The organism is Acinetobacter sp. YH01005 (assembly GCF_013420465.1).
Classification (GTDB): domain Bacteria; phylum Pseudomonadota; class Gammaproteobacteria; order Pseudomonadales; family Moraxellaceae; genus Acinetobacter; species Acinetobacter amyesii.
Genome location: NZ_VOYA01000015.1, coordinates 1 through 19,064 on the forward strand (window position 1 = coordinate 1; position 19,064 = coordinate 19,064).

A 19,064-nucleotide genomic window follows, 5' to 3' on the forward strand; every position below is an offset into this window, starting at 1 on the left:
AAAGTCGTTTGAATGATTTCTTCTTGGTCTACGTGCCATAAAATACTCCATATATTAATGTTTATAACATCATTTGAGCAGCAGAGTATCACTTATAGGAGTTGTTCAAATTTCCGGATCCATCTCTCAAAGCGCTCTTTAGGTTCTACTACATAATTCGTACTGACGGTAGTGAAAAATTTTGAGCGTGGTATTTGTAATTGAATTGCAAATCTCCATTTTTTAATTTGTTTAAAAAGAATATATGATTAGGTTGGGAGAGTGCAGGGGGTGTTAAGAATTATAGGATTAACGGCAAGTTATAGGGGGTCATATAAAAAAATGAAATAATTTTAGCTTTTATTTTTTAATAAAATGAGTTGGCTGACAATTTCATTCGCATCTAATTCTAAAGCTTCACAATAATGAATAAATTCAAAAATATCTAATTTTCGATCACCTGTTTCCACTTTCCCAACAAATGAATAAATGATGCCTAAACGCTCTGCCAGCGCCCTTTGGGAAAGTCCGAGTTCATTTCTCTTTTGAATGAAAAGCTTACGCAGCCAAACATACTCATCTGAGTGAATTGATAAAGTAATATTATTCATTGCACCTATAATAGGTGCGTGTTAGGATGCACCTGTTTTGGGTGCAAACTTCACTAATACATTAATAATATGTAATTTTTATCCTTAATACAGATAATTTTATTTAAGGAAATAAATTCATATATCAAAAAAAGAGGGCTGAAATGGGGAAATTTAATAAAGGGAAACAGGGCGTTAAAAATTTACTGTTGCTATCTAGTATGACTTTGGCACTTCATGTAAGTGGTAATGCTTATGCAGGCATAGCACCTGAAGTAAAGCCTAGTAAAAACAAGACAAGTAGTCTGAAAAAAATGGTTTCTAAGAAATGTTTAGATAATTTAATTATTAGTGATGATGGAAATATGAGTCTTCCTTCAGGATGTAATTTTTCATTTAGTGAACTATATGCTCATGATCAGTTTTTCAGGGATAGAGTTATTAAGGCATTTAAAGCGTCTCCATTTGATGGACGTTTCTTTGATATAGAATCTCCTGCTGAGATCACTGAGCCGCCAGGAGATAATGATGATAGTTGGTCTGTTTTACTTGAAACAGTATCCAACGAAAAGGACATAAGAGCACAAGTTTTTGCTGTTCCAAATATCAATGAACTCACTGTAATTATAACGGACAGAGGGATTGGCAATAAAAAATGTAGTTATGGTGTATATGGAGATATTCAGGAAAGAAATGAATGAACCGTACCGGGTTTGTCGGAGACTTTTTTATTTAAGTTAGGCCACCTGACCTAACGGGTTAATCTTATAATCGTACATTGCTTCAAGCTCAAAAGACGATACATAACTCAGCGCATCAAGCACCATATCTGTATTCTTACGTGTTGATACTTTCCAGCCAACAATTGCACATGAAAAAACATCAATAATAAATGTGGTTTAGACCCAATCTGAATGAGTTTTAATATATGTGAAGTCAGCGACCTGAGATACCGTCTTGGTAGTCAATCAGGTTTTGAGATTATTCGGCTAATAAATAATCTCTTTGATAGGCAGTCTGATGTTTTAAAACGCTATAACACAGACTCTGTACACGACAAATTTCATAGGATCCTTGTCCTATCAGGCTTTTTCTTTCTTAAAATTGCTAGCACTTTCTTAAATTCTTCTTTTTTTCCAAAACCAATCAAACGTAGAATAGCCATTTGAACATAGTCCAAACCGTAGCGAAATAAACTTACTGAAAGTCGTCCATGCTTCTTTATTTTTATCGCTTTTTTCCGATCATGTTGCCATTCACCTGTTAAATAGCACCAACAGAAACCGATAGCTAGCACTGCTATCAATTTCTTGACTCGTCTAGGGTCTGTTAAACGAGTATTTTCAAGATTGAATCCACGTCCTTTGAGACAACTAAATAACGTTTCGATTTCCCAGCGTAATGCATAATCACGAATAGCAGAAGCATTAAACATAGGAGAAACAACAAGTAAAAGTTCTCCATCTTCTAATCGTAGCGCACTAATATACAGTTTCACTCGACCAACCCAAATACGTCGTTTACGACATTCAGTTTGACCAACTTGAAGATGACGAAATAAATCACTAATTTTATGATTCTTGGCTAAGTGATTGGTCACAATAAAGTTTTTTTAACACGTATACAGAAGTTAATGTCATTTTCAATTAACCATGTAAACCATTTCTCACCGATAAATTCTCTGTCTGCAAACACATTCACAATACGATCTTTACCAAAAATGGAGATAAAGCGTTGAATCAAAGCAATACGCTCTTTTGTATCTGAATTTCCACGTTTATTGAGCAATGTCCAAACAATAGGTATCGCTATTCCACGATAGACGATGGCTAACATCAAGATATTAATATCTCGTTTTCCCCATTTCCAATTAGTTCTATCCAAAGTTAATTGGACTTTATCGAATGAAAATATATTGAAAATTAACTGAGAAATTTGACGATAATCGAAATACTGATCTGCAAAGAAGCGTTGTATACGTCGATAAAATGATTGTGGTAATCACTTGATGGGTAAGGCTTTAGATGCAGAAGAAAGATTACATGTCTGTTTTACAATTAATGCAAGCATAATCAGTGTAAAACATTTTGCATGTGACTTGTTCCACTTTAGATATTTGTTTAAGATGAGATGTAACTCATTGAAATGTGTCATCATATTCGTCGTCAGAAAACAAGTATTATGCCATTATTTCAATGAGTTATCTTTTTTTGTCGTGTACAAAGATATTTTTTAATGATAAATAAAAAGCCTATTTTTAAAGAAATTTAGCATACGGCATAGTGAAAACAACAATAGAGCAATTACTCAACAATAAACATTAACATCAATTATTTAGATCATATTCAATTTTAATAAAAAGACAAATGTGTATTAAAAATAGCCATCATACGTCTATTTTTGATTACAAAATATAATGAGGGGATTGCTTCCCATTTCATACATTTTTCATATATAAAAAGACATACTATTTTTAAGGTTTTTCTAAACCAATTTTTTTACTTCATAATTTTTAACATCATAATTAAAGGTGAACCATGCAAAATAAGAAGCGCACCCCATTAGACGCGCAACAGTCCCATCTTTGGATTATTGGTGGTGGTATCGCAGGTATGGCTGCTGCTGCATTTGCAATCCGTGATGCCAAAGTCCCTGCCAAAAATATCCATATTTTAGAAGAACTCGATATTTCAGGTGGTTCGATGGATGGTGGACATACACCGCATGCCGCGCAAGCTTGGGTAACACGTGGTGGGCGAATGCTGACCGATGAAACTTATTTGTGCCTATGGGACTTATTTTCCAGTATTCCATCTTTGGAAAATCCAGACATTTCGGTGCGTGAAGAATGTCGTGAGTTTAATGAAAAAGTGAAAACCCACGCCAATGCACGGTTGATTGATGCCGAACATGTCATTGCGGATGCAGCAAAGCTTGGTCTGAATACGCTACATCGTGCACAGATGCTGCGCCTATTAGCTTCAAAAGAAGAAAAAATTGGCAGTCGCCGCATTGATGAGTTTTTTGATGAAACCTTTTTTGAAACCAATTTCTGGCGCATGTGGCGCACGACTTTCGCTTTTCAAAAATGGCACAGTGCAGCAGAGTTAAGACGCTATTTCTTGCGTTTTATTCAAGAATTGCCACGCATTCATACCTTAGCGGGTGTGAAACGTACCAAGTACAACCAATATGACTCGATGATTCTGCCCCTACAGCGTTGGTTAGTCGCACAAGGCGTCGATGTGCGTTTTGGACACTATGTCACAGATGCAGACTTCATTACCAATGCTGAAACTCAAGAACGCTACGCTTCACGCCTATATGTACAATTGCCTGAAGGCTCAGAGCAAATTAATCTGAAAGCCAATGATTTAGCTATTTTCACTTTAGGCTCTATTACAGCAGACTCACGTTATGGCGGTAATCATGACGTGCCTGCTCTTATTCGTCATCGAGAAGATCATGGCTGGACGCTTTGGGAAACGCTGGCACAAAAAGCCCCAGACTTTGGCCGTCCAATGACTTTTTATGGCAATGTCGATGAACATAAGTGGGAGTCTTTCACTCTGACCATGAAAGATGACGTGCTACTTAAACGTATTATTGACTATACAGACAATGAACCAGGCACAGGCGCACTCATGACTTGGTATGAGTCGGGTTGGCATTTATCCATCGTGGTTCCTGCACAGCCACACTTTGCCGACTTACCTGAAGGTTTATATACCTTATGGGGCTACGGTTTCCAAATTGACCATATAGGCGATTACATCAAAAAACCAATGTCCGAAGCCACGGGGCAAGAAATCCTAACAGAACTGATTAAACAGCTCGGTTTTGACGACATTTTAGATCATGTTTTGGCAACGACTGATGTTACTACCGCCATGATGCCATACGCCTCTGCCCTATTCGCCTGCCGTAAACCGGGGGATCGTCCACAGGTAATTCCACAAGGCTCACAAAACTTTGCTTTCCTTGGACAGTTTGTGGAAATTGAAGATGACGTGGTCTTTACTGTGGAATATTCAGTTCGTGGGGCGATGCTTGCCATTTATGAATTTTTTGGGGTGGAACGTGAAATCCCTGAAATTTACAACGGTCTACTTGATCCCAAAGTGGGTTTAAAAGCTTTAGAAACAGTGTTCCACTAAGTTTTTAATATATAGCGATAAGAGCACCTTTATGTCGCCACTATTACATAGTTTAATTTAAGCAACGTTTGGATACACGAGTGTGGCAGGGATGCCACACGTTATCCATCATAATAGGGATGTTATGTATGGGTAACAAAGGCTTTTGCTTTCTTTTGGCTTATCAAAAGTAAGGGTATTGCCTACACAAACACCTTTTATACTTTATTGAAAGTTGAGGCCGTGTACGCACCTAATTTTAAATTGGATAAAAAGAAAAATTAGATAAAACTTTATACCTCATTCGTAAATAAATTGACTAATCAACATAGGAAAAACATCTCCACGTTTTAAATAATACTCCGAAACTGACTAAGTGCTTTTCTATCTTTTTCTCATGATTTTAGATTTCATAAAAATTACCTCTGTACACGACAAATTTCATAGGATCCTTGTCCTATCAGGCTTTTTCTTTCTTAAAATTGCTAGCACTTTCTTAAATTCTTCTTTTTTTCCAAAACCAATCAAACGTAGAATAGCCATTTGAACATAGTCCAAACCGTAGCGAAATAAACTTACTGAAATGTAGGGGTTACACGGTTTGTCGCCATTACAGCATGTCCAACTGGTGTTGCGCATACGTTTATGGCGGCCGAAGCCTTACAACAAGGTGCAGTAAAGCACGGTTATCAGATTGATGTTGAAACCCAAGGATCGGTTGGGGCTAAAAATATTTTATCGGCAGAAAGTATTGCCAAAGCAGATGTGGTGATCTTAGCAACGGATATTGAGGTCAATACAGATCGCTTTGTAGGCAAACGTGTATATCGCTGCAGTACAGGATTTGCCCTTAAGCAAACGGATAAGACTTTTGCAAATGCAATTGCTGAGGCCAAAGTGCTTGAAACGGGTAAGCAAATAGCCACTAAGACAGGAAATGAAAACAAAGAAAAAACAGGAATTTATAAACACCTTTTAACAGGGGTGTCTTTCATGCTGCCGATGGTGGTGGCGGGCGGTTTGATCATTGCCATCTCGTTTATGTTTGGCCTCAATCCTGTTGAAGGAAGCTTTGCCGCATCCTTAAAGCAAATAGGTGCTGCAGCATTTACTCTTATGGTACCTATGCTGGCAGGTTACATTGCTTATTCTATTGCGGATCGTCCGGGTTTAACTCCAGGTTTGATTGGCGGTTTACTTGCCACACAATTAGAGGCAGGCTTTCTCGGTGGATTAGTTGCAGGTTTTATTGCAGGTTATATTGCGTTATTTTTATCGAAACAGCTTAAACTCCCGAGTAGCCTAGAAGCATTAAAACCAATATTGATTATTCCACTATTGGCCAGTTTAGCTGTTGGTTTAATCATGATTTATGTGGTTGGACAGCCTGTTGCACAATTGTTTGAATTACTCACACACTTCCTTGCCAATATGGGGACGACCAATGCCATGATCATGGGGGTTATCCTTGGGAGTATGATGTGTATTGATGTTGGGGGCCCAATAAACAAAGCGGCTTATGCCTTTACGGTGGGCTTACTTACGTCACAAACATACGGACCGATGGCGATTACCATGGCTGCGGGTATGGTACCGCCATTGGGTATGGCAATTGCAACTTTTCTAGCAAAGCATAAATTTGCCAAACCTGAGCAAGATGCAGGGAAGGCTGCTGTAGTTCTGGGCCTATGTTTCATTTCGGAAGGGGCTATTCCGTTTGCTGCCAAAGACCCGATTCGAGTGCTTCCATGTGCGATCGCAGGTGGTGCTGTAACTGGGGCTTTGGTTGCATTATTTAAATGTGAACTAGTCACTCCTCATGGCGGTGTAATGGTACTGATCATTCCGAATGCGATGAATTATCCATTAAAATATTTATTGGCGATTGCGATTGGAAGTGTGGTGACTGGTGTAGCTTATGCCGTAATAAAACAACGGTTAGAATAAGCCCTTCATAGAAGCTTTGTGAAAGCTATTTAGTGCAATAAATGAATATTATGCTCAATCCTATTTTGGATCAGTTGGAGAGTCTCTGCTTGAATTTGTCCAGGTAATAGGTCATGAGCGATATTGCTGAATCAGATTGTAACCTTACAAATCGAGCCAATAATTTCATCAACTTCTTGGACACAAAGTTCCGCTTCCTGAGTACCAAGTTTCACAAGAGCTTGTCGAGGAATATTCAGTGCCTCACCCATGATATCCATTTGATGTGGAGGAAAGTTCTAAACCTTTACTGATCGCTTCTGCACTGTATTCAAAGGCGATTAATGGCCGACCTGTGATTGCGGTTGAGGAGACCAATGTACCCCAAAGCCAATATTCACCCCATCCATTGTAGTAAACATTAAGTTTTTGAGCATGGATTTATTTCCTTTTGATACGTTGGCGAGCAGTACTGTTCTGAAATGACAGCTTTGTCCGTTATAATTGTATAAACATTTTTGGTTTCTGGTAATTATGTCCTCATTGATCAATTTTCTATCTCGCTTTAGTACAGCAACTCTTCAGCGCAGTCTGAGCTATGCTAAACACATTGATAGGGAAACGATTGAGTTCTTTGAGGAAAAAGACGGGGTTACGATGTATGCCCAAATTGAAGGGACAGATTATTACGATACCGCGATTACCTATAATCTTAAAAAAGACCGTTTAATCGATGATGACTGCACTTGTCCAGTTGGATATAACTGTAAACATGCTGCTGCTTTAGCGCGGTTATTCTTTCAAGAATATCGTCAGGAATTTCAACAGCGTTATGCTGAATCTCAATCTCCGCAGGGAATCGCAAAACGCCGATGGGGGGATGATCAGGCGCAGCGCTGGTTGAATGATTTTAAACGGTATTTACAACAGACTGAACCAGAGCAATCTGTCAAAACAAACAATTATTTAATTTACCTGCTAGATCAGTCGGTCAGCTTAAAGAAATTGACAGTTGATGTGCAGAAAGCCAGACGCAATAAAAACGGCTCAATTGCAGGGGAAAGTTATTATACCCAATATGAAAATATCACCAGAAAGCATCTGACTTTACCTGAACAAAAACGACAATTATTTAACCAGATTTATTATTACGCCAAAATAAACAGCGACGAACGCTTTTATCAAAGCAATCTTGATATCTCCAGCATTTTATCGGAGCATTTCAAATCTTTTATTCAAAGTGGCGATGTGTACTGGCAAAAAAAGAGCCATGCTGCACTTCAATGGTCAGAACAAGGCTATCACATCGAACTGATCTGGCAACAAGGTCTAAACAAACAGACAGAGCATTTAAATATTGAATTGGTCAATGGTGATATTCGACTCGATTTAAAATCAAATCCTCATATTCAGATTCTCGCAAGCCATCCACCATGTTATGTGGATATTCAACAGAATACGGTGGGCCAGTTATATGGTGAATATACGGCAAATCTTCTGTACCATTTTTTACAGATGCCTGATCTTCCATCTACGCTCTTGCCAGAGTTTGAGCAGCTTAGCCATCAATATTCAGACGTGAAAAATCTGCCTCAGCCCGAGTCTATTCAGCATATTGAGGTTCTTGAGGGTAGTCCCCAGCCCATTTTACGCTTTGGTGTTGTAGATAAACTTCATTGGAAATGGGAAGAGTCTGTTTGTGCCGAAATTGAATTCTCCTATGCAGGCGGGCGAATAAAAGCAGGTACATCAGGTGACAGTTTTATTGGTGAGCAGCATGGCAAAATGGTGCGACAGCTTCGGGACTTAGTTCAGGAACAACAGTCAATCCAGCGTTTACAGCTATTGGTCGAATCACTGAAGTGGGTAAAAGATCTTAATTATTACCAGCAATTAAAACTGGATAAACAACGTCTTGATTCTATGGTTTTTGCGTTCTATGGAGACTGGATCAAACAGCTGATGCCCATCAATCAAATTGAATTGATTGGATGGCAGATAGAGCATCTGGAACACAGCCCATTTAAGCTGCAATATGTTGAAAATTTAAATATTTCCATCACTGAATCTGAAAGCCAACAAGACTGGTTCAATATCGGGGCGACCGTTCAGGACAGTGCAGGCAATAGCTATGATTTACTCGATGCACTTGTGGCTTTGGTGAAAGAACAGCCTGATTTACTTGATCCACGGATTTTTGGTCATCTGAATGACAGTCAAATTTTCACCGTGAAAACTGCAGTTGATCAACCTGATTTGGCGCTATCCGCTAGGGATATTAAGCCGGTATTATTGCATCTGCAGAGCATTTTACAGCAAGAAGAGCGCAGTATTGATCGCTATGATGCGAGTCAATTATTAGAATTGCAGCATAATCTTGGGATGACATGGCAGGTCAGTGATCGCCTGCAGAAATTTGTACATAAATTCAAACAAGGCTATCAGCAACAACTGCCAACACCACAAGGTTTTCAGGGGGAGTTGCGTCTATACCAGCAGCAGGGCTTAGGCTGGTTACAGTTTTTAAGGGAAACCCAGCATGGCGGGATTCTGGCAGATGATATGGGTTTGGGTAAAACAGCACAAACTTTAGCCCACTTACTCATGGAAAAGCAGGCTGGTCATTTGCAGGACAGACCCGCCTTAATTGTTGCACCCACATCGCTGATGCATAACTGGTTCAAAGAAGCGGAAAAATTTACCCCTGAGCTCAAGGTACTGCTGCTACAAGGCCCCGACCGCCATCAGTATTTTGAGCAGATTTCACACTATGACATTGTGTTAACCACCTACCCGCTCTTGGCGAGAGATGAAGAGCAACTAAAGCAATATGAATATCATCAACTCATTCTGGATGAAGCGCAGAATATTAAAAATCCGCGTGCCAAAGCTGCACAGGTAGTACGGCAATTAACAGCGCGACATCGTCTATGTCTAACCGGTACACCTATGGAAAATCATTTGGGTGAGCTGTGGGCACTATTTTATTTTCTAATGCCAGGATTTTTATATTCACAAGAAATCTTTAATAAAAAGTACCGCTATCCTATTGAAAAACGCGGTGATCAGCAGTTAAGGCAAAAGTTGGTAAACCGCATTAAACCCTTTATTTTACGTCGCTTGAAAACTGACGTTGCCAAGGAATTGCCTGAAAAAACCACGATTGAAGTCAATATTGACATGAATGAGCAGCAATCCAAGCTATACGAGGCTGTTCGCGCCACGATGCAGGCAAATATTCAGAAAATTGTGGCAGAAAAAGGCTTTAAGCGTAGTCAAATCCAAATTTTAGATGCCTTGCTGAAGCTGCGTCAGGTCTGTTGTCATCCTAGCTTGCTGAAACTGGATTCAGTTAAAACCGGGCAGGCGTATTCTGCCAAACTTGAACAGTTGATGGATATGGTTGTTCCAATGGTGGAAGAGGGACGAAAAATTCTTATTTTCTCTCAGTTTACCTCAATGTTGGAACTGATTGAACAACAGCTCTATCACGCAAAAATTGGCTATGTGAAGCTGACTGGAAAGACCAAAAAGCGAGATGAAGTCATTACAGCATTTCAGTCTGGACAAGTGCCGGTATTTTTAATCAGTCTGAAAGCAGGAGGGGTCGGTCTGAATCTAACTGCCGCAGATACGGTCATTCACTATGATCCATGGTGGAACCCTGCTGCTGAAGATCAAGCTTCAGATCGTGCATGGCGGATTGGACAGGACAAGCCGGTATTTGTGTATAAGCTGATTACCAATAAAAGCATAGAAGAAAAAATTATTGCCTTGCAGCAGAATAAAGCAGAACTGGCACAGTCTATTCTAAGCACAGATCATGAGGGAGAAGCGAAACTGACGGAAAATGACGTGATGAACTTGTTTGAGAAATTTTAGTTTGGTTTCAGATTACCCTAATCATCTGTAAGTATCTGAAAGTCTGGATGCAATTTTTTCCAATGTTCTCTTAATTTTTCTTTATGAATAGAAATCATAGGTAAGTCTAGTAATAGCACTGGCCATACTGACCGTGCTTTGTCCATGATTGCGTGAAGTTGTTTTTCAATAACACGCCATGGAACACCGACTTTTTCAGCCCATTCTTCAAAGTGTTTCATCTCAGCTAAATACCAATCTTTATTTTTGGCAAGATTTAATGCGAAATGACGCTCATTTTCAATATATACACTGGTCATTAATATATCGTATGCGGGAGATAATCTGGGTGCACTTTTATCATGATAAATCATACTCCAGTTTTTTAAGTGCGCATCTCCATTGGCGAGTAAAATATTGACAAGTAAGCGGCTGGCAAATTGCTGAATATCAATAATTTTGTTATCTGAAAATTGATAAATGATCTTACCGATCTGCTCATAATTTGTGGTGCTGTATTTCTGCTGTGGATATGCACCGAAGATCTGAGCAAAGTCTTCGATGTGAATAAGCTCTGTAGTATCAGCAGTATTCTGTCTATCAAATCTTTTGATTGCAAAAGCATATTGCTCTTGGGGTAAATTTAATGGTGGAAGGTCTTGTAAGAGTGCCATATCCACCAAGCGAATCTCAGGGACATCTATTCCGACCATTTTGGCAAGGCTCATCATAGAATATTCATTTAGCGGAACAAAAGCATGTCTGGAAGAAGGAGTTTTGACAATCCAGTCCCCGAGTAGAGACGATTCCGTTGCCTGGACTAGTGTAAAACGCCCATCTTTGGCTTTCATGGAAAACTTCATTTGGACGCCGGCCAAGGAAAACTTATTATCTGTTCGGATCTCTTGCTTTAAGATCTGATCTGGATTAGAGATCTGCAATTTGAATTTTATTTCATCTGGAATTTCTTCTGGATCTAATGGAGTCGCAATGAGTGCTCCAGGTAAATCATGACCTAAAGCTGCCAATAACTGAAATTCATTGTCTATATGTACTTTGAGGCTTTGTGCAATCAGTTCGCGTAATGCACCTTCTGGTAGTAAGTTTGATAGCAAGGGATGTAAACGCTGATGTGTAACATAGGTCTTTTCTAAAATCTTATCCACTTGAGGATACAAGGGGGAAGTCAACAGGCTCAAGGTCGGGCGTTGCTGATCAGAGCGGAAAGAATCTGTAAAAACCAGAATATTTTTTCCGCTCTGAAATCCTGCCAAGTATCCAACGATACCGTGATGTAATGTTAATTTCAGGACGGCAACAGTATTCATGGTTCCTCTCCTCCGAGAAGACCCTTCCATGGGTTAGTCATTAAGTCATCCTGATCTTCAATAGTGACTTTAATTTCATCATTCAATAATTGTCTGATCAAATGAACCTTATCATCAGGGATGAGCATCAGTTGAGCATTTAATCCTGCCGCTATAATTTCTAAGGTCTCTAATCGAGGGTTGCCCTGACTTTCCAGTTTTTGGTACTGCTGTCTTGAAATGCCTGTACGGGATTGCATATCAACTTGCTTTAAGCCCAATTGGGTTCGTCTTTTTTTGATTTGCTGTAGTAAAGACTTATTTAGTGTAGACATATTTATTGCTTTTTGGTGGTATAAGAATCATATTAGTTGCTTTTTTATTAAGAAGCAATGACAGAAATTATTAACAGGCTCCGCGGCATCAATATTTAGGATCTAGGCAAGCTGATCTTGTCTAACATAAGCCACTTAGTAGTAGCTAATACTATCTTTTGTTTTGGAGTTTTTTTTATCTTGTATGATTGATACTCTGGAGCATCATCTACACGGTTTTTTGTTCACAGTTTTGAAAGAGCACTTTTGTAAACTTACTTTTTTAAGTATAAAAATTTCTTATGAAGTAAAATATTGAATAAAACAATAATAAAAAAGCCCCAGTCATTCAACTGAGGCTTTTAGAATCTGGAGCGGGAAAGGAGACTCGAACTCCCGACCCCAACCTTGGCAAGGTTATGCTCTACCAACTGAGCTATTCCCGCGGAGTCTATCCTGTTTTTTTACTAAAAAACTGAATCGAAAAAAATTTGGAGCGGGAAAGGAGACTCGAACTCCCGACCCCAACCTTGGCAAGGTTATGCTCTACCAACTGAGCTATTCCCGCGGAGTCTATCCAATTTTTTAAATAAAAAACCGAATGAAAAAATTTTGAGCGGGAAAGGAGACTCGAACTCCCGACCCCAACCTTGGCAAGGTTATGCTCTACCAACTGAGCTATTCCCGCATAGCCACGTATAATACATTAAGGATTTTTCAGGTCAATAACTTTATGAAAATCTGTGCATCGTTTGCATAAAATAAAAACAATTTGTTTGAAATTCGGAAGATTTTTGCAGGTCAAAGGCTTCCATTTTGATGAAATCATGCAATTCAGATGGTTTCAGCAAGTTTGCGACACAAGAACTTGAACAAATACAGGCTATACTAAGATCAGTTAAACCTTTTTTTGAATTTGGGAGAGCCGTTTTGAGTTTAGAACAGCAATTAATTGAGCGTCTACAGACATTAGCGCCTACACATCTTGAAGTGGTGAATGAGTCCGCAGGTCATGGAGGTTATTTCCCAGGTAAAGAGTCGCATTTTAAAGCAGTGATCGTGAGTGAGGCATTTGCAGGTTTGCGTTTGGTGCAACGTCATCAAAAAGTCTATGCCGCAGCCGGTGATTTACTTAGTCCGGGGCAAATTCATGCCTTGGCCATTCATGCGTTTTTACCCGAAGAATGGAAAGGTCAAGACACCACTAGCCCTGAATGTGCGCATGCACCTAAGTCATCTTAAGGTGAGCCATGGAAACGCAATTAATCATTAAAATCATTCATATGTGTGGTGTGGCTTTAGGCTGTGCTGCCATTTTCATTCGTGCTTTTACGTTGTTTAAAGGGACGCAGGGCAATTTACCCAATCCGGCAGGGCGGAAGTTTTTTGTTGCTTTGCAACATGGCTCAATGACATTAATTGCCGTGACTGGAATTATCTTATTGTTTATGAAGAACTTTGATGTGCAGCCATGGTTCTATGCCAAAGTTGTGCTGTTTTTGGTGCTGCTGTCTTCTTTATCTAAAGCGTATAAAAAAGATGACAGTATTTTATTGGTTCAGCGCCGTGCGGGCTTATTTATTGCAGCTATTGCACTTATTTTCATCATTACATTGGTTATAATCAAACCAGTTTTTGGATAAATGGCTTATCCACATGGCCGATTTCAAGGCTTGAGTAGAAAAACAAAGATTAGAGGGTTTTGAATGCGTACGCGTGTGGTCTTTAACCAAAAAGGTGGAGTAGGAAAATCGAGTATTACTGTCAATTTGGCTGCGATTAGTGCAGCACAAGGTTTAAAGACTTTGTTAATTGACCTCGATCCACAAGCCAATTCAAGTCAATATTTGTTGGGGGATGATGCGACGTATTCGGCAGATAAGCCTGCACTTGAACCCAATATTGAAAATTATTTTGAAGAAGTCTTGGGGACACAACAAAGTAAAGGTTTGTTGGGAAATGCCATCGGTTCGATTTTGAAAGGTCGTGCCAAAGGTTTGGAAAGCTATGTGCATGCATCGCCGTATCCACGTTTAGATGTGATTCCTGCCAGTCCAAATTTAGGCGCGTTGGCACATGCCTTAGAATCTAAGCATAAAATTTACAAACTCCGCGATGCTTTGCAGCAGATGAGCGGTCAATATGATCGAGTGTTTATTGATACACCGCCGGCCTTTAACTTTTTTACCTTATCTGCGTTGATTGCGGCAGATCGCGTGCTGATTCCATTTGACTGCGATGTGTTTTCAAAACGTGCCTTACAGACCCTGATCGAAAATGTGTTAGAAACGCAGGATGATCATAATGATCATTTAGAAATTGAAGGCATTGTGGTCAATCAATTTCAGGCACAGGCGAAGTTGCCGCGCGAAGTTGTACAACAACTCAAAGATGAAGGACTTCCTGTATTGGACAGCATGTTACCGCCTTCGGTGCTGATGAAAGAATCTCATCATAAAAATCAACCTTTAATCCATTTGGCTGCAGATCATAAATTGACGCAAGCCTATCAATCATTGTTCAATGAAATTGAGCAAAAGTAGTATCGAGAAAAGTATGAATGCACTTAAATGTGGTCTAGTTGCTTTCACTGCTGTTGTATTGGGTGCATGTGCAAGTACGCCAAAACCAAGCTATGTTTCACCTACACAGTATCAGTCTTTGAGTTGCCAACAATTGCAAAGCGAATACAACCGAATCCACGACTATATTCAAAATGGTGTAGAAACACCGAAGCGTACAGGCGTTGGTGTGGGTGTAGGCCTTGGTGGTGGCTGGGGCAGCCGTGGAGGTTGGGGAATTGGTCCGAGTATTTCGGTCAATATGGGACAATCTTCAAATACCAAACGTACCGAACTTTCACGCGTTCTAGGTGAGCAAGAAGCGATTGTACAGGCAGCAAAATTTAAAGGTTGTCCGATTATCGTTCGCGCAAATTCGGCTACCGCAGCAAAATCATAAGCGGATCATGAGCTGAGGCTTAGGCCTGTGCTATGAGAAAAGTGTAATAAAATTTGTCAGTAGGTGAGGCGTCTACTGGCATTTTTTTTGAGCCAAATAAACTGCACTGTTTAGAGCCAATAAAATATTTAAATCTATGAAAAAATTAAATTAAATATTATTGGTGTATTTCAATACTTCCTTCTGGTCTTGAACATTCAGCGTGAGTGCATTGACTTGTACAAGGATAAAACTGACCTAGCGCGTACTTGTTTTTTTAAATTCATTTCGGCTAAGGTGTGCGCTTTGAAACATTGTCTGGGTATTCATGATTGAGAGTTGGCTTTTTGTATTGGCAATGATTGCGGTGATGATGACGCCGGGACCTAGCAATGCACTAATGGCAAGCTCTGCACATCAACAAGGCATTGCAAAGACGTGCATGCTGATTCCTGCAGAATTATTGGGCTATTTCTATGCCATTAATTTGTGGGCGTTGATTATTCATTTAAGCGCTCCAGTGTGGCCGAATTTAATTCACTTGCTACATTTTCTCAGTATTGCCTATGTTTTATGGTTGGCTTTTCATTTGTGGAAATCGACGCATTTACATCAGTACAATCAAAAACATCCTTCAATTCAACCACGTGAATTATTTATTTCCTCGTTAAAAAATCCTAAAGCGTTGCTTTTTGCTGCAGGTATTTTCCCAATTGAAACTTGGGCTAGCCCATTAAATTTTATTTTGGTTTTCGCTGTATTTAGCGTGGTTTTGCTACCAGTTGCGTTGTTTTGGATGTCATTTGGACGGACGATTTTGGCGGGTAAGACCCAAAAAATTAAGGCCGATCTTCTGTATAAAGGATCGGCCCTGATGCTGATTTTATGTATGTTTCCCGTGGTTTTGCGCTTTTTTGCTTAAAGGCGTTCACCATATCGGTTTATTTCTTTAATTTTGCTCGAATAAAACCAATCACACCCGGTAAAACACTAATAATAATGATGCCAAAGATCAGATGGGTGAAGTTATCTTTCACGATGGGCATATTGCCAAATAAATAGCCTAAAGTGATAAATGAGCCGACCCAACAAATCGCACCAATCATGTTAAAAGTCAGGAAGTACTTGTAGTTCATGCTGCCTGCACCTGCGACAAAAGGTGCGAAGGTTCGTGCAAAAGGAATAAAGCGGGCAAAAATAATGGTTTTACCACCGTGTTTTTCAAAGAATTTTTGCGTATTGACCAAATGTTGACGGTTAATAAAGCGTGATTCAATTTCAAAGACACGTGGGCCAATATATTTACCAATATGGTAATTCAGCGTGTCGCCCAAGACCGCAGCGATAAACAGCAAAATCACCAAAACCCATGGATCCATGGCACCTGTTGACGCAGCGAGCGCGCCTGCTGCAAACAGAAGACTGTCACCCGGTAAAAAGGGCATGACCACTAAACCGGTTTCAACAAAAATGATCAGGAACAGAATTGCATAAATCCATACGCCATAATTGGTAATGAACTCGAGTAAATGGTCATCAACATGTAGTATAAAATCAATCAGTTCCATGGGGCTTATATGTGTAAAATAGTGGTCTGATGCTATCAGTCTGGGGCAGCAAAGTCAGTATTAAAACGTAATTAATTATCAGTAAAATCGTTCTATATATGGAATGATGAGTATTATAAAAGCATATTTAAAGAGAATAAGAAACGACCTAATCTAAGCACATCTTTTGAACAGTATTAAAAATAGGTTTCAGTATGTTTAATCCAAATCTAGTGGTGAAAAATCTGAGTCAACAGCCGCAAATCAATGCGGTAATCAGTCTCGTTGCACGTATTTTGATGGCTTATATTTTTATTGTGGCAGGTTGGGGTAAAATTACCTCTTACACTGCAACCGCAGGTTATATGGAGTCAATGGGTGTGCCAGCTGGGCTTCTTCCGATTACTATCTTAGTCGAGCTAGGTGGCGGCTTAGCTTTATTGTTTGGTTTTCAAGCGCGTTTTGCGGCGCTAGGTCTAACCGTATTTAGTTTAATCACTGCATTTTTATTCCATGGTGGTGCTGAAGATGGCATTAACTTTATGAAAAACTTGGCGATGTCTGGCGGCTTATTATTTCTCATGCTGCATGGTGCTGGTAAATTCAGTTTTGATCATTGGATTGAAAAATCAAAATAAAATGATCACGACTCTGAGCATCCATCAAAGCGGCGTTCTGCCGCTTTTTTCATGTCTATCGCTGATTTAAAGCAAATCAATAAAGCCCTGAAATGTGTTGTAAAAAACATCGTTTCGCTTGTGGTTTTTGTCCCTGTCCGAATAGTGTGCGAAAGTCCAAGAAAAATGTTAGAATACGGCGCTTATATTCGTTGCCTGCATAGTTGTTTGCCATGACTACCAATACCCAAATTACTGAAGACCGTATCCTGATTTTGGATTTCGGTTCTCAATATAGTCAGCTTATTGCACGTCGTGTACGTGAAGCTGGTGTTTATTCAGAAATGTACGCATTTGATATGTCTGAAGAAGACATTCGTGCATTTAACCCAAACGGGATCATTCTTTCAGGTGGTCCAGAAAGTGTTCATGAAGAAGGTAGTCCGCGCGCACCACAAGTTGTATTTGAACTTGGTGTACCTGTTTTAGGTATTTGCTATGGTCTACAAACCATGTCAGAACAACTTGGCGGTAAAGTTGAGCCAGGTACTGTGCATGAATTTGGTTATGCAGAAGTTGATATTAAAGTCCGTGATGCTTTAATTGGTGATCTTGAAGATACCAAAGACCAATTAAAAGTGTGGATGAGTCATGGCGATAAAGTGACTCAAATTCCTGAAGGTTTCCAAATTACTGCAAGCACACCAAGCTGCCCAGTGGCGATGGTTTCTGATGAAAAACGTCGTTTCTACGGTATCCAATTCCACCCAGAAGTGACACACACTGCGAAAGGTGCTGAGTTATTGTCTAACTTCGTACATGGTGTATGTGGTTGCCGTAACTTGTGGAACTCAGAAAACATTATCGATCTTCGCGTAGAACAACTGCGTGAGCAAATTGGTGATCAAAAAGTTCTATTGGGTCTTTCAGGTGGCGTAGATTCATCTGTTGTAGCTGCACTTTTACACCGTGCGATTGGCGACCAATTGACTTGTGTATTCGTAGATAACGGTTTACTTCGTTTGAACGAAGGCGAGCAAGTGATGGACATGTTTGCGAAAAACATGGGTATTCGCGTGATTCGTGCCGACGCTGAAAATCGCTTCTTAACAGCGCTTGCTGGTGAAGTTGATCCAGAGAAAAAACGTAAAATCATCGGTCGTGAATTCATTGAAGTTTTTGCTGAAGAAGCACGTAAGCTTGACGGTGTGAACTTCCTTGCTCAAGGTACTATTTACCCAGACGTAATTGAATCTGCGGCAAGCAAACAAGGTAAAGCACACGTGATTAAATCACATCACAACGTGGGTGGTTTACCTGAAGATTTAGCATTCGAATTGGTTGAGCCAATCCGTGATTTGTTCAAAGACGAAGTACGCCGTTTAGGTACAACTCTTGGTCTTCCATTTGAAATGCTTTACCGTCATCCATTCCCAGGCCCAGGTCTAGGTGTGCGTATCCTTGGTGAAGTGAAAAAAGAATATGCTGACATCCTTCGTCTAGCAGATGACATCTTCATGCAAGAACTTCGTGCAAGCGGTTGGTATGACAAAACTGCACAAGCATTTGCTGTATTCCAACCTGTGAAATCTGTTGGTGTGGTGGGTGATGGCCGTCGTTATGCATGGGTAATCGCGCTTCGTGCTGTAGAAACTGTGGACTTTATGACTGCACGTTTTGCACACCTTCCTTATGATCTTGTAGACAAGATTTCTACACGTATTATGAACGAAATTGCAGAAGTTTCTCGTGTTGTTTATGACGTATCGTCTAAACCACCTGCTACGATTGAGTGGGAGTAATTTAGGGATTTCAAGAAGCGAAGCTTCTTGCCTAAATTACGCCGA

14 protein-coding genes, 3 tRNA genes and 5 pseudogenes are annotated in these 19,064 nt (G+C 39.8%); 11 read left to right on the forward strand and 11 right to left on the reverse strand.

All coding sequences use genetic code 11. From position 1 onward, the window contains the following. Positions 1-332: 332 nt before the first annotated feature. Positions 333-590: a helix-turn-helix domain-containing protein gene (locus FTT72_RS11245; RefSeq protein WP_120368469.1), complete on the reverse strand. Its 258-nt coding sequence runs from the start codon at positions 588-590 to the stop codon at positions 333-335. A 143-nt stretch (positions 591-733) separates the two neighbouring features. Here FTT72_RS11245 and FTT72_RS11250 point away from each other — a divergent pair, with 143 nt between their 5' ends. Continuing rightward, entirely contained in the window at positions 734-1,270 is a 537-nt protein-coding gene (locus tag FTT72_RS11250) for a hypothetical protein (RefSeq protein ID WP_180166167.1), read from the forward strand. A 108-nt stretch (positions 1,271-1,378) separates the two neighbouring features. Here the strand turns inward: FTT72_RS11250 and FTT72_RS11255 are convergent. Further along, positions 1,379-1,513, reverse strand: a pseudogene (locus FTT72_RS11255) (IS3 family transposase); the annotation flags it as partial. 119 nt (positions 1,514-1,632) lie between these two features. Continuing rightward, positions 1,633-2,723: pseudogene (locus FTT72_RS11260) on the reverse strand (IS4-like element ISAba33 family transposase). 383 nt (positions 2,724-3,106) lie between these two features. Between FTT72_RS11260 and FTT72_RS11265 the strand changes: the two are divergent. Beyond that, positions 3,107-4,726, forward strand: a complete 1,620-nt coding sequence (locus FTT72_RS11265; protein ID WP_180164537.1) for an oleate hydratase — start codon at positions 3,107-3,109, stop codon at positions 4,724-4,726. A gap of 420 nt (positions 4,727-5,146) precedes the next feature. Here FTT72_RS11265 and FTT72_RS11270 read toward each other — a convergent pair. Continuing rightward, a pseudogene (locus tag FTT72_RS11270) lies at positions 5,147-5,290 on the reverse strand (IS4 family transposase); the annotation flags it as partial. A 12-nt stretch (positions 5,291-5,302) separates the two neighbouring features. Here FTT72_RS11270 and FTT72_RS11275 point away from each other — a divergent pair. Beyond that, positions 5,303-6,652: pseudogene (locus FTT72_RS11275) on the forward strand (fructose-specific PTS transporter subunit EIIC); the annotation flags it as partial. 29 nt (positions 6,653-6,681) lie between these two features. Here FTT72_RS11275 and FTT72_RS11280 read toward each other — a convergent pair. Further along, positions 6,682-6,918: pseudogene (locus FTT72_RS11280) on the reverse strand (hypothetical protein); the annotation flags it as partial. A 247-nt stretch (positions 6,919-7,165) separates the two neighbouring features. On the opposite strand from FTT72_RS11280, the gene FTT72_RS11285 reads away from it, so the two are divergent. After that, the gene (locus FTT72_RS11285; RefSeq protein ID WP_180178392.1) at positions 7,166-10,513 is read left to right on the forward strand and encodes a DEAD/DEAH box helicase; all 3,348 of its coding nucleotides are present in this window, start codon (positions 7,166-7,168) and stop codon (positions 10,511-10,513) included. 17 nt (positions 10,514-10,530) lie between these two features. Here FTT72_RS11285 and FTT72_RS11290 read toward each other — a convergent pair whose 3' ends face one another. From FTT72_RS11290 to FTT72_RS11310, 5 genes are all read right to left on the reverse strand, one after another. Continuing rightward, entirely contained in the window at positions 10,531-11,820 is a 1,290-nt protein-coding gene (locus FTT72_RS11290; RefSeq protein ID WP_180178393.1) for a type II toxin-antitoxin system HipA family toxin, read from the reverse strand. After that, positions 11,817-12,134 carry a helix-turn-helix domain-containing protein gene (locus tag FTT72_RS11295; RefSeq protein ID WP_180002657.1) on the reverse strand — a complete coding sequence of 106 codons (318 nt, stop codon included), beginning with the start codon at positions 12,132-12,134 and terminating at the stop codon, positions 11,817-11,819. Before FTT72_RS11295 ends, FTT72_RS11290 begins: the two co-directional genes overlap by 4 nt. A 349-nt stretch (positions 12,135-12,483) precedes the next feature. Further along, positions 12,484-12,559 (reverse strand) — tRNA-Gly (locus FTT72_RS11300). Positions 12,560-12,605: 46 nt separating this feature from the next. Further along, a tRNA-Gly gene (locus FTT72_RS11305) sits at positions 12,606-12,681 on the reverse strand. A gap of 47 nt (positions 12,682-12,728) precedes the next feature. Beyond that, positions 12,729-12,801: transfer RNA gene (locus FTT72_RS11310), tRNA-Gly, on the reverse strand. Between the two features lie 242 nt (positions 12,802-13,043). Here FTT72_RS11310 and FTT72_RS11315 point away from each other — a divergent pair. The 5 genes from FTT72_RS11315 to FTT72_RS11335 all read left to right on the forward strand — a co-directional run bounded on the left by FTT72_RS11315 (position 13,044) and on the right by FTT72_RS11335 (position 15,975). Continuing rightward, a complete protein-coding gene (locus FTT72_RS11315; protein WP_078191519.1) occupies positions 13,044-13,355 on the forward strand; it encodes a BolA family transcriptional regulator in 312 nt (103 codons plus the stop codon). A gap of 8 nt (positions 13,356-13,363) precedes the next feature. Further along, positions 13,364-13,756 (forward strand): SirB2 family protein, encoded by a 393-nt coding sequence (locus FTT72_RS11320; RefSeq protein ID WP_168378832.1) that lies wholly within the window; start codon positions 13,364-13,366, stop codon positions 13,754-13,756. Between the two features lie 63 nt (positions 13,757-13,819). Then, on the forward strand, positions 13,820-14,656 hold the full coding sequence (locus FTT72_RS11325) for a ParA family protein (RefSeq protein ID WP_180178394.1): 837 nt from the start codon (positions 13,820-13,822) through the stop codon (positions 14,654-14,656). 13 nt (positions 14,657-14,669) lie between these two features. Further along, positions 14,670-15,074, forward strand: a complete 405-nt coding sequence (locus FTT72_RS11330; protein ID WP_078191516.1) for a hypothetical protein — start codon at positions 14,670-14,672, stop codon at positions 15,072-15,074. Between the two features lie 307 nt (positions 15,075-15,381). After that, on the forward strand, positions 15,382-15,975 hold the full coding sequence (locus tag FTT72_RS11335) for a LysE family translocator (RefSeq protein ID WP_168378830.1): 594 nt from the start codon (positions 15,382-15,384) through the stop codon (positions 15,973-15,975). Positions 15,976-15,994: 19 nt separating this feature from the next. On the opposite strand, the gene FTT72_RS11340 is transcribed toward FTT72_RS11335, so the two are convergent. After that, a complete protein-coding gene (locus FTT72_RS11340) occupies positions 15,995-16,621 on the reverse strand; it encodes a DedA family protein (protein ID WP_078191514.1) in 627 nt (208 codons plus the stop codon). Between the two features lie 194 nt (positions 16,622-16,815). On the opposite strand from FTT72_RS11340, the gene FTT72_RS11345 reads away from it, so the two are divergent. Both FTT72_RS11345 and guaA read left to right on the forward strand, forming a co-directional pair. Beyond that, positions 16,816-17,238, forward strand: a complete 423-nt coding sequence (locus FTT72_RS11345; RefSeq protein WP_180178395.1) for a DoxX family protein — start codon at positions 16,816-16,818, stop codon at positions 17,236-17,238. Positions 17,239-17,450: 212 nt separating this feature from the next. Next, a complete protein-coding gene (gene guaA, locus FTT72_RS11350; protein WP_078194056.1) occupies positions 17,451-19,019 on the forward strand; it encodes a glutamine-hydrolyzing GMP synthase in 1,569 nt (522 codons plus the stop codon). Positions 19,020-19,064 lie beyond the last annotated feature (45 nt).

What these genes read in the sequence shown, in the direction of transcription:
- FTT72_RS11245 (WP_120368469.1), bottom strand. Translation starts at nt 590, where the DNA reads ATGAATAATATTACTTTATCAATTCACTCAGATGAGTATGTTTGGCTG.
- FTT72_RS11250 (WP_180166167.1), top strand. Translation starts at nt 734, where the DNA reads ATGGGGAAATTTAATAAAGGGAAACAGGGCGTTAAAAATTTACTGTTG.
- FTT72_RS11265 (WP_180164537.1), top strand. Translation starts at nt 3,107, where the DNA reads ATGCAAAATAAGAAGCGCACCCCATTAGACGCGCAACAGTCCCATCTT.
- FTT72_RS11285 (WP_180178392.1), top strand. Translation starts at nt 7,166, where the DNA reads ATGTCCTCATTGATCAATTTTCTATCTCGCTTTAGTACAGCAACTCTT.
- FTT72_RS11290 (WP_180178393.1), bottom strand. Translation starts at nt 11,820, where the DNA reads ATGAATACTGTTGCCGTCCTGAAATTAACATTACATCACGGTATCGTT.
- FTT72_RS11295 (WP_180002657.1), bottom strand. Translation starts at nt 12,134, where the DNA reads ATGTCTACACTAAATAAGTCTTTACTACAGCAAATCAAAAAAAGACGA.
- FTT72_RS11320 (WP_168378832.1), top strand. Translation starts at nt 13,364, where the DNA reads ATGGAAACGCAATTAATCATTAAAATCATTCATATGTGTGGTGTGGCT.
- FTT72_RS11325 (WP_180178394.1), top strand. Translation starts at nt 13,820, where the DNA reads ATGCGTACGCGTGTGGTCTTTAACCAAAAAGGTGGAGTAGGAAAATCG.
- FTT72_RS11330 (WP_078191516.1), top strand. Translation starts at nt 14,670, where the DNA reads ATGAATGCACTTAAATGTGGTCTAGTTGCTTTCACTGCTGTTGTATTG.
- FTT72_RS11335 (WP_168378830.1), top strand. Translation starts at nt 15,382, where the DNA reads ATGATTGAGAGTTGGCTTTTTGTATTGGCAATGATTGCGGTGATGATG.
- FTT72_RS11340 (WP_078191514.1), bottom strand. Translation starts at nt 16,621, where the DNA reads ATGGAACTGATTGATTTTATACTACATGTTGATGACCATTTACTCGAG.
- FTT72_RS11345 (WP_180178395.1), top strand. Translation starts at nt 16,816, where the DNA reads ATGTTTAATCCAAATCTAGTGGTGAAAAATCTGAGTCAACAGCCGCAA.
- guaA (WP_078194056.1), top strand. Translation starts at nt 17,451, where the DNA reads ATGACTACCAATACCCAAATTACTGAAGACCGTATCCTGATTTTGGAT.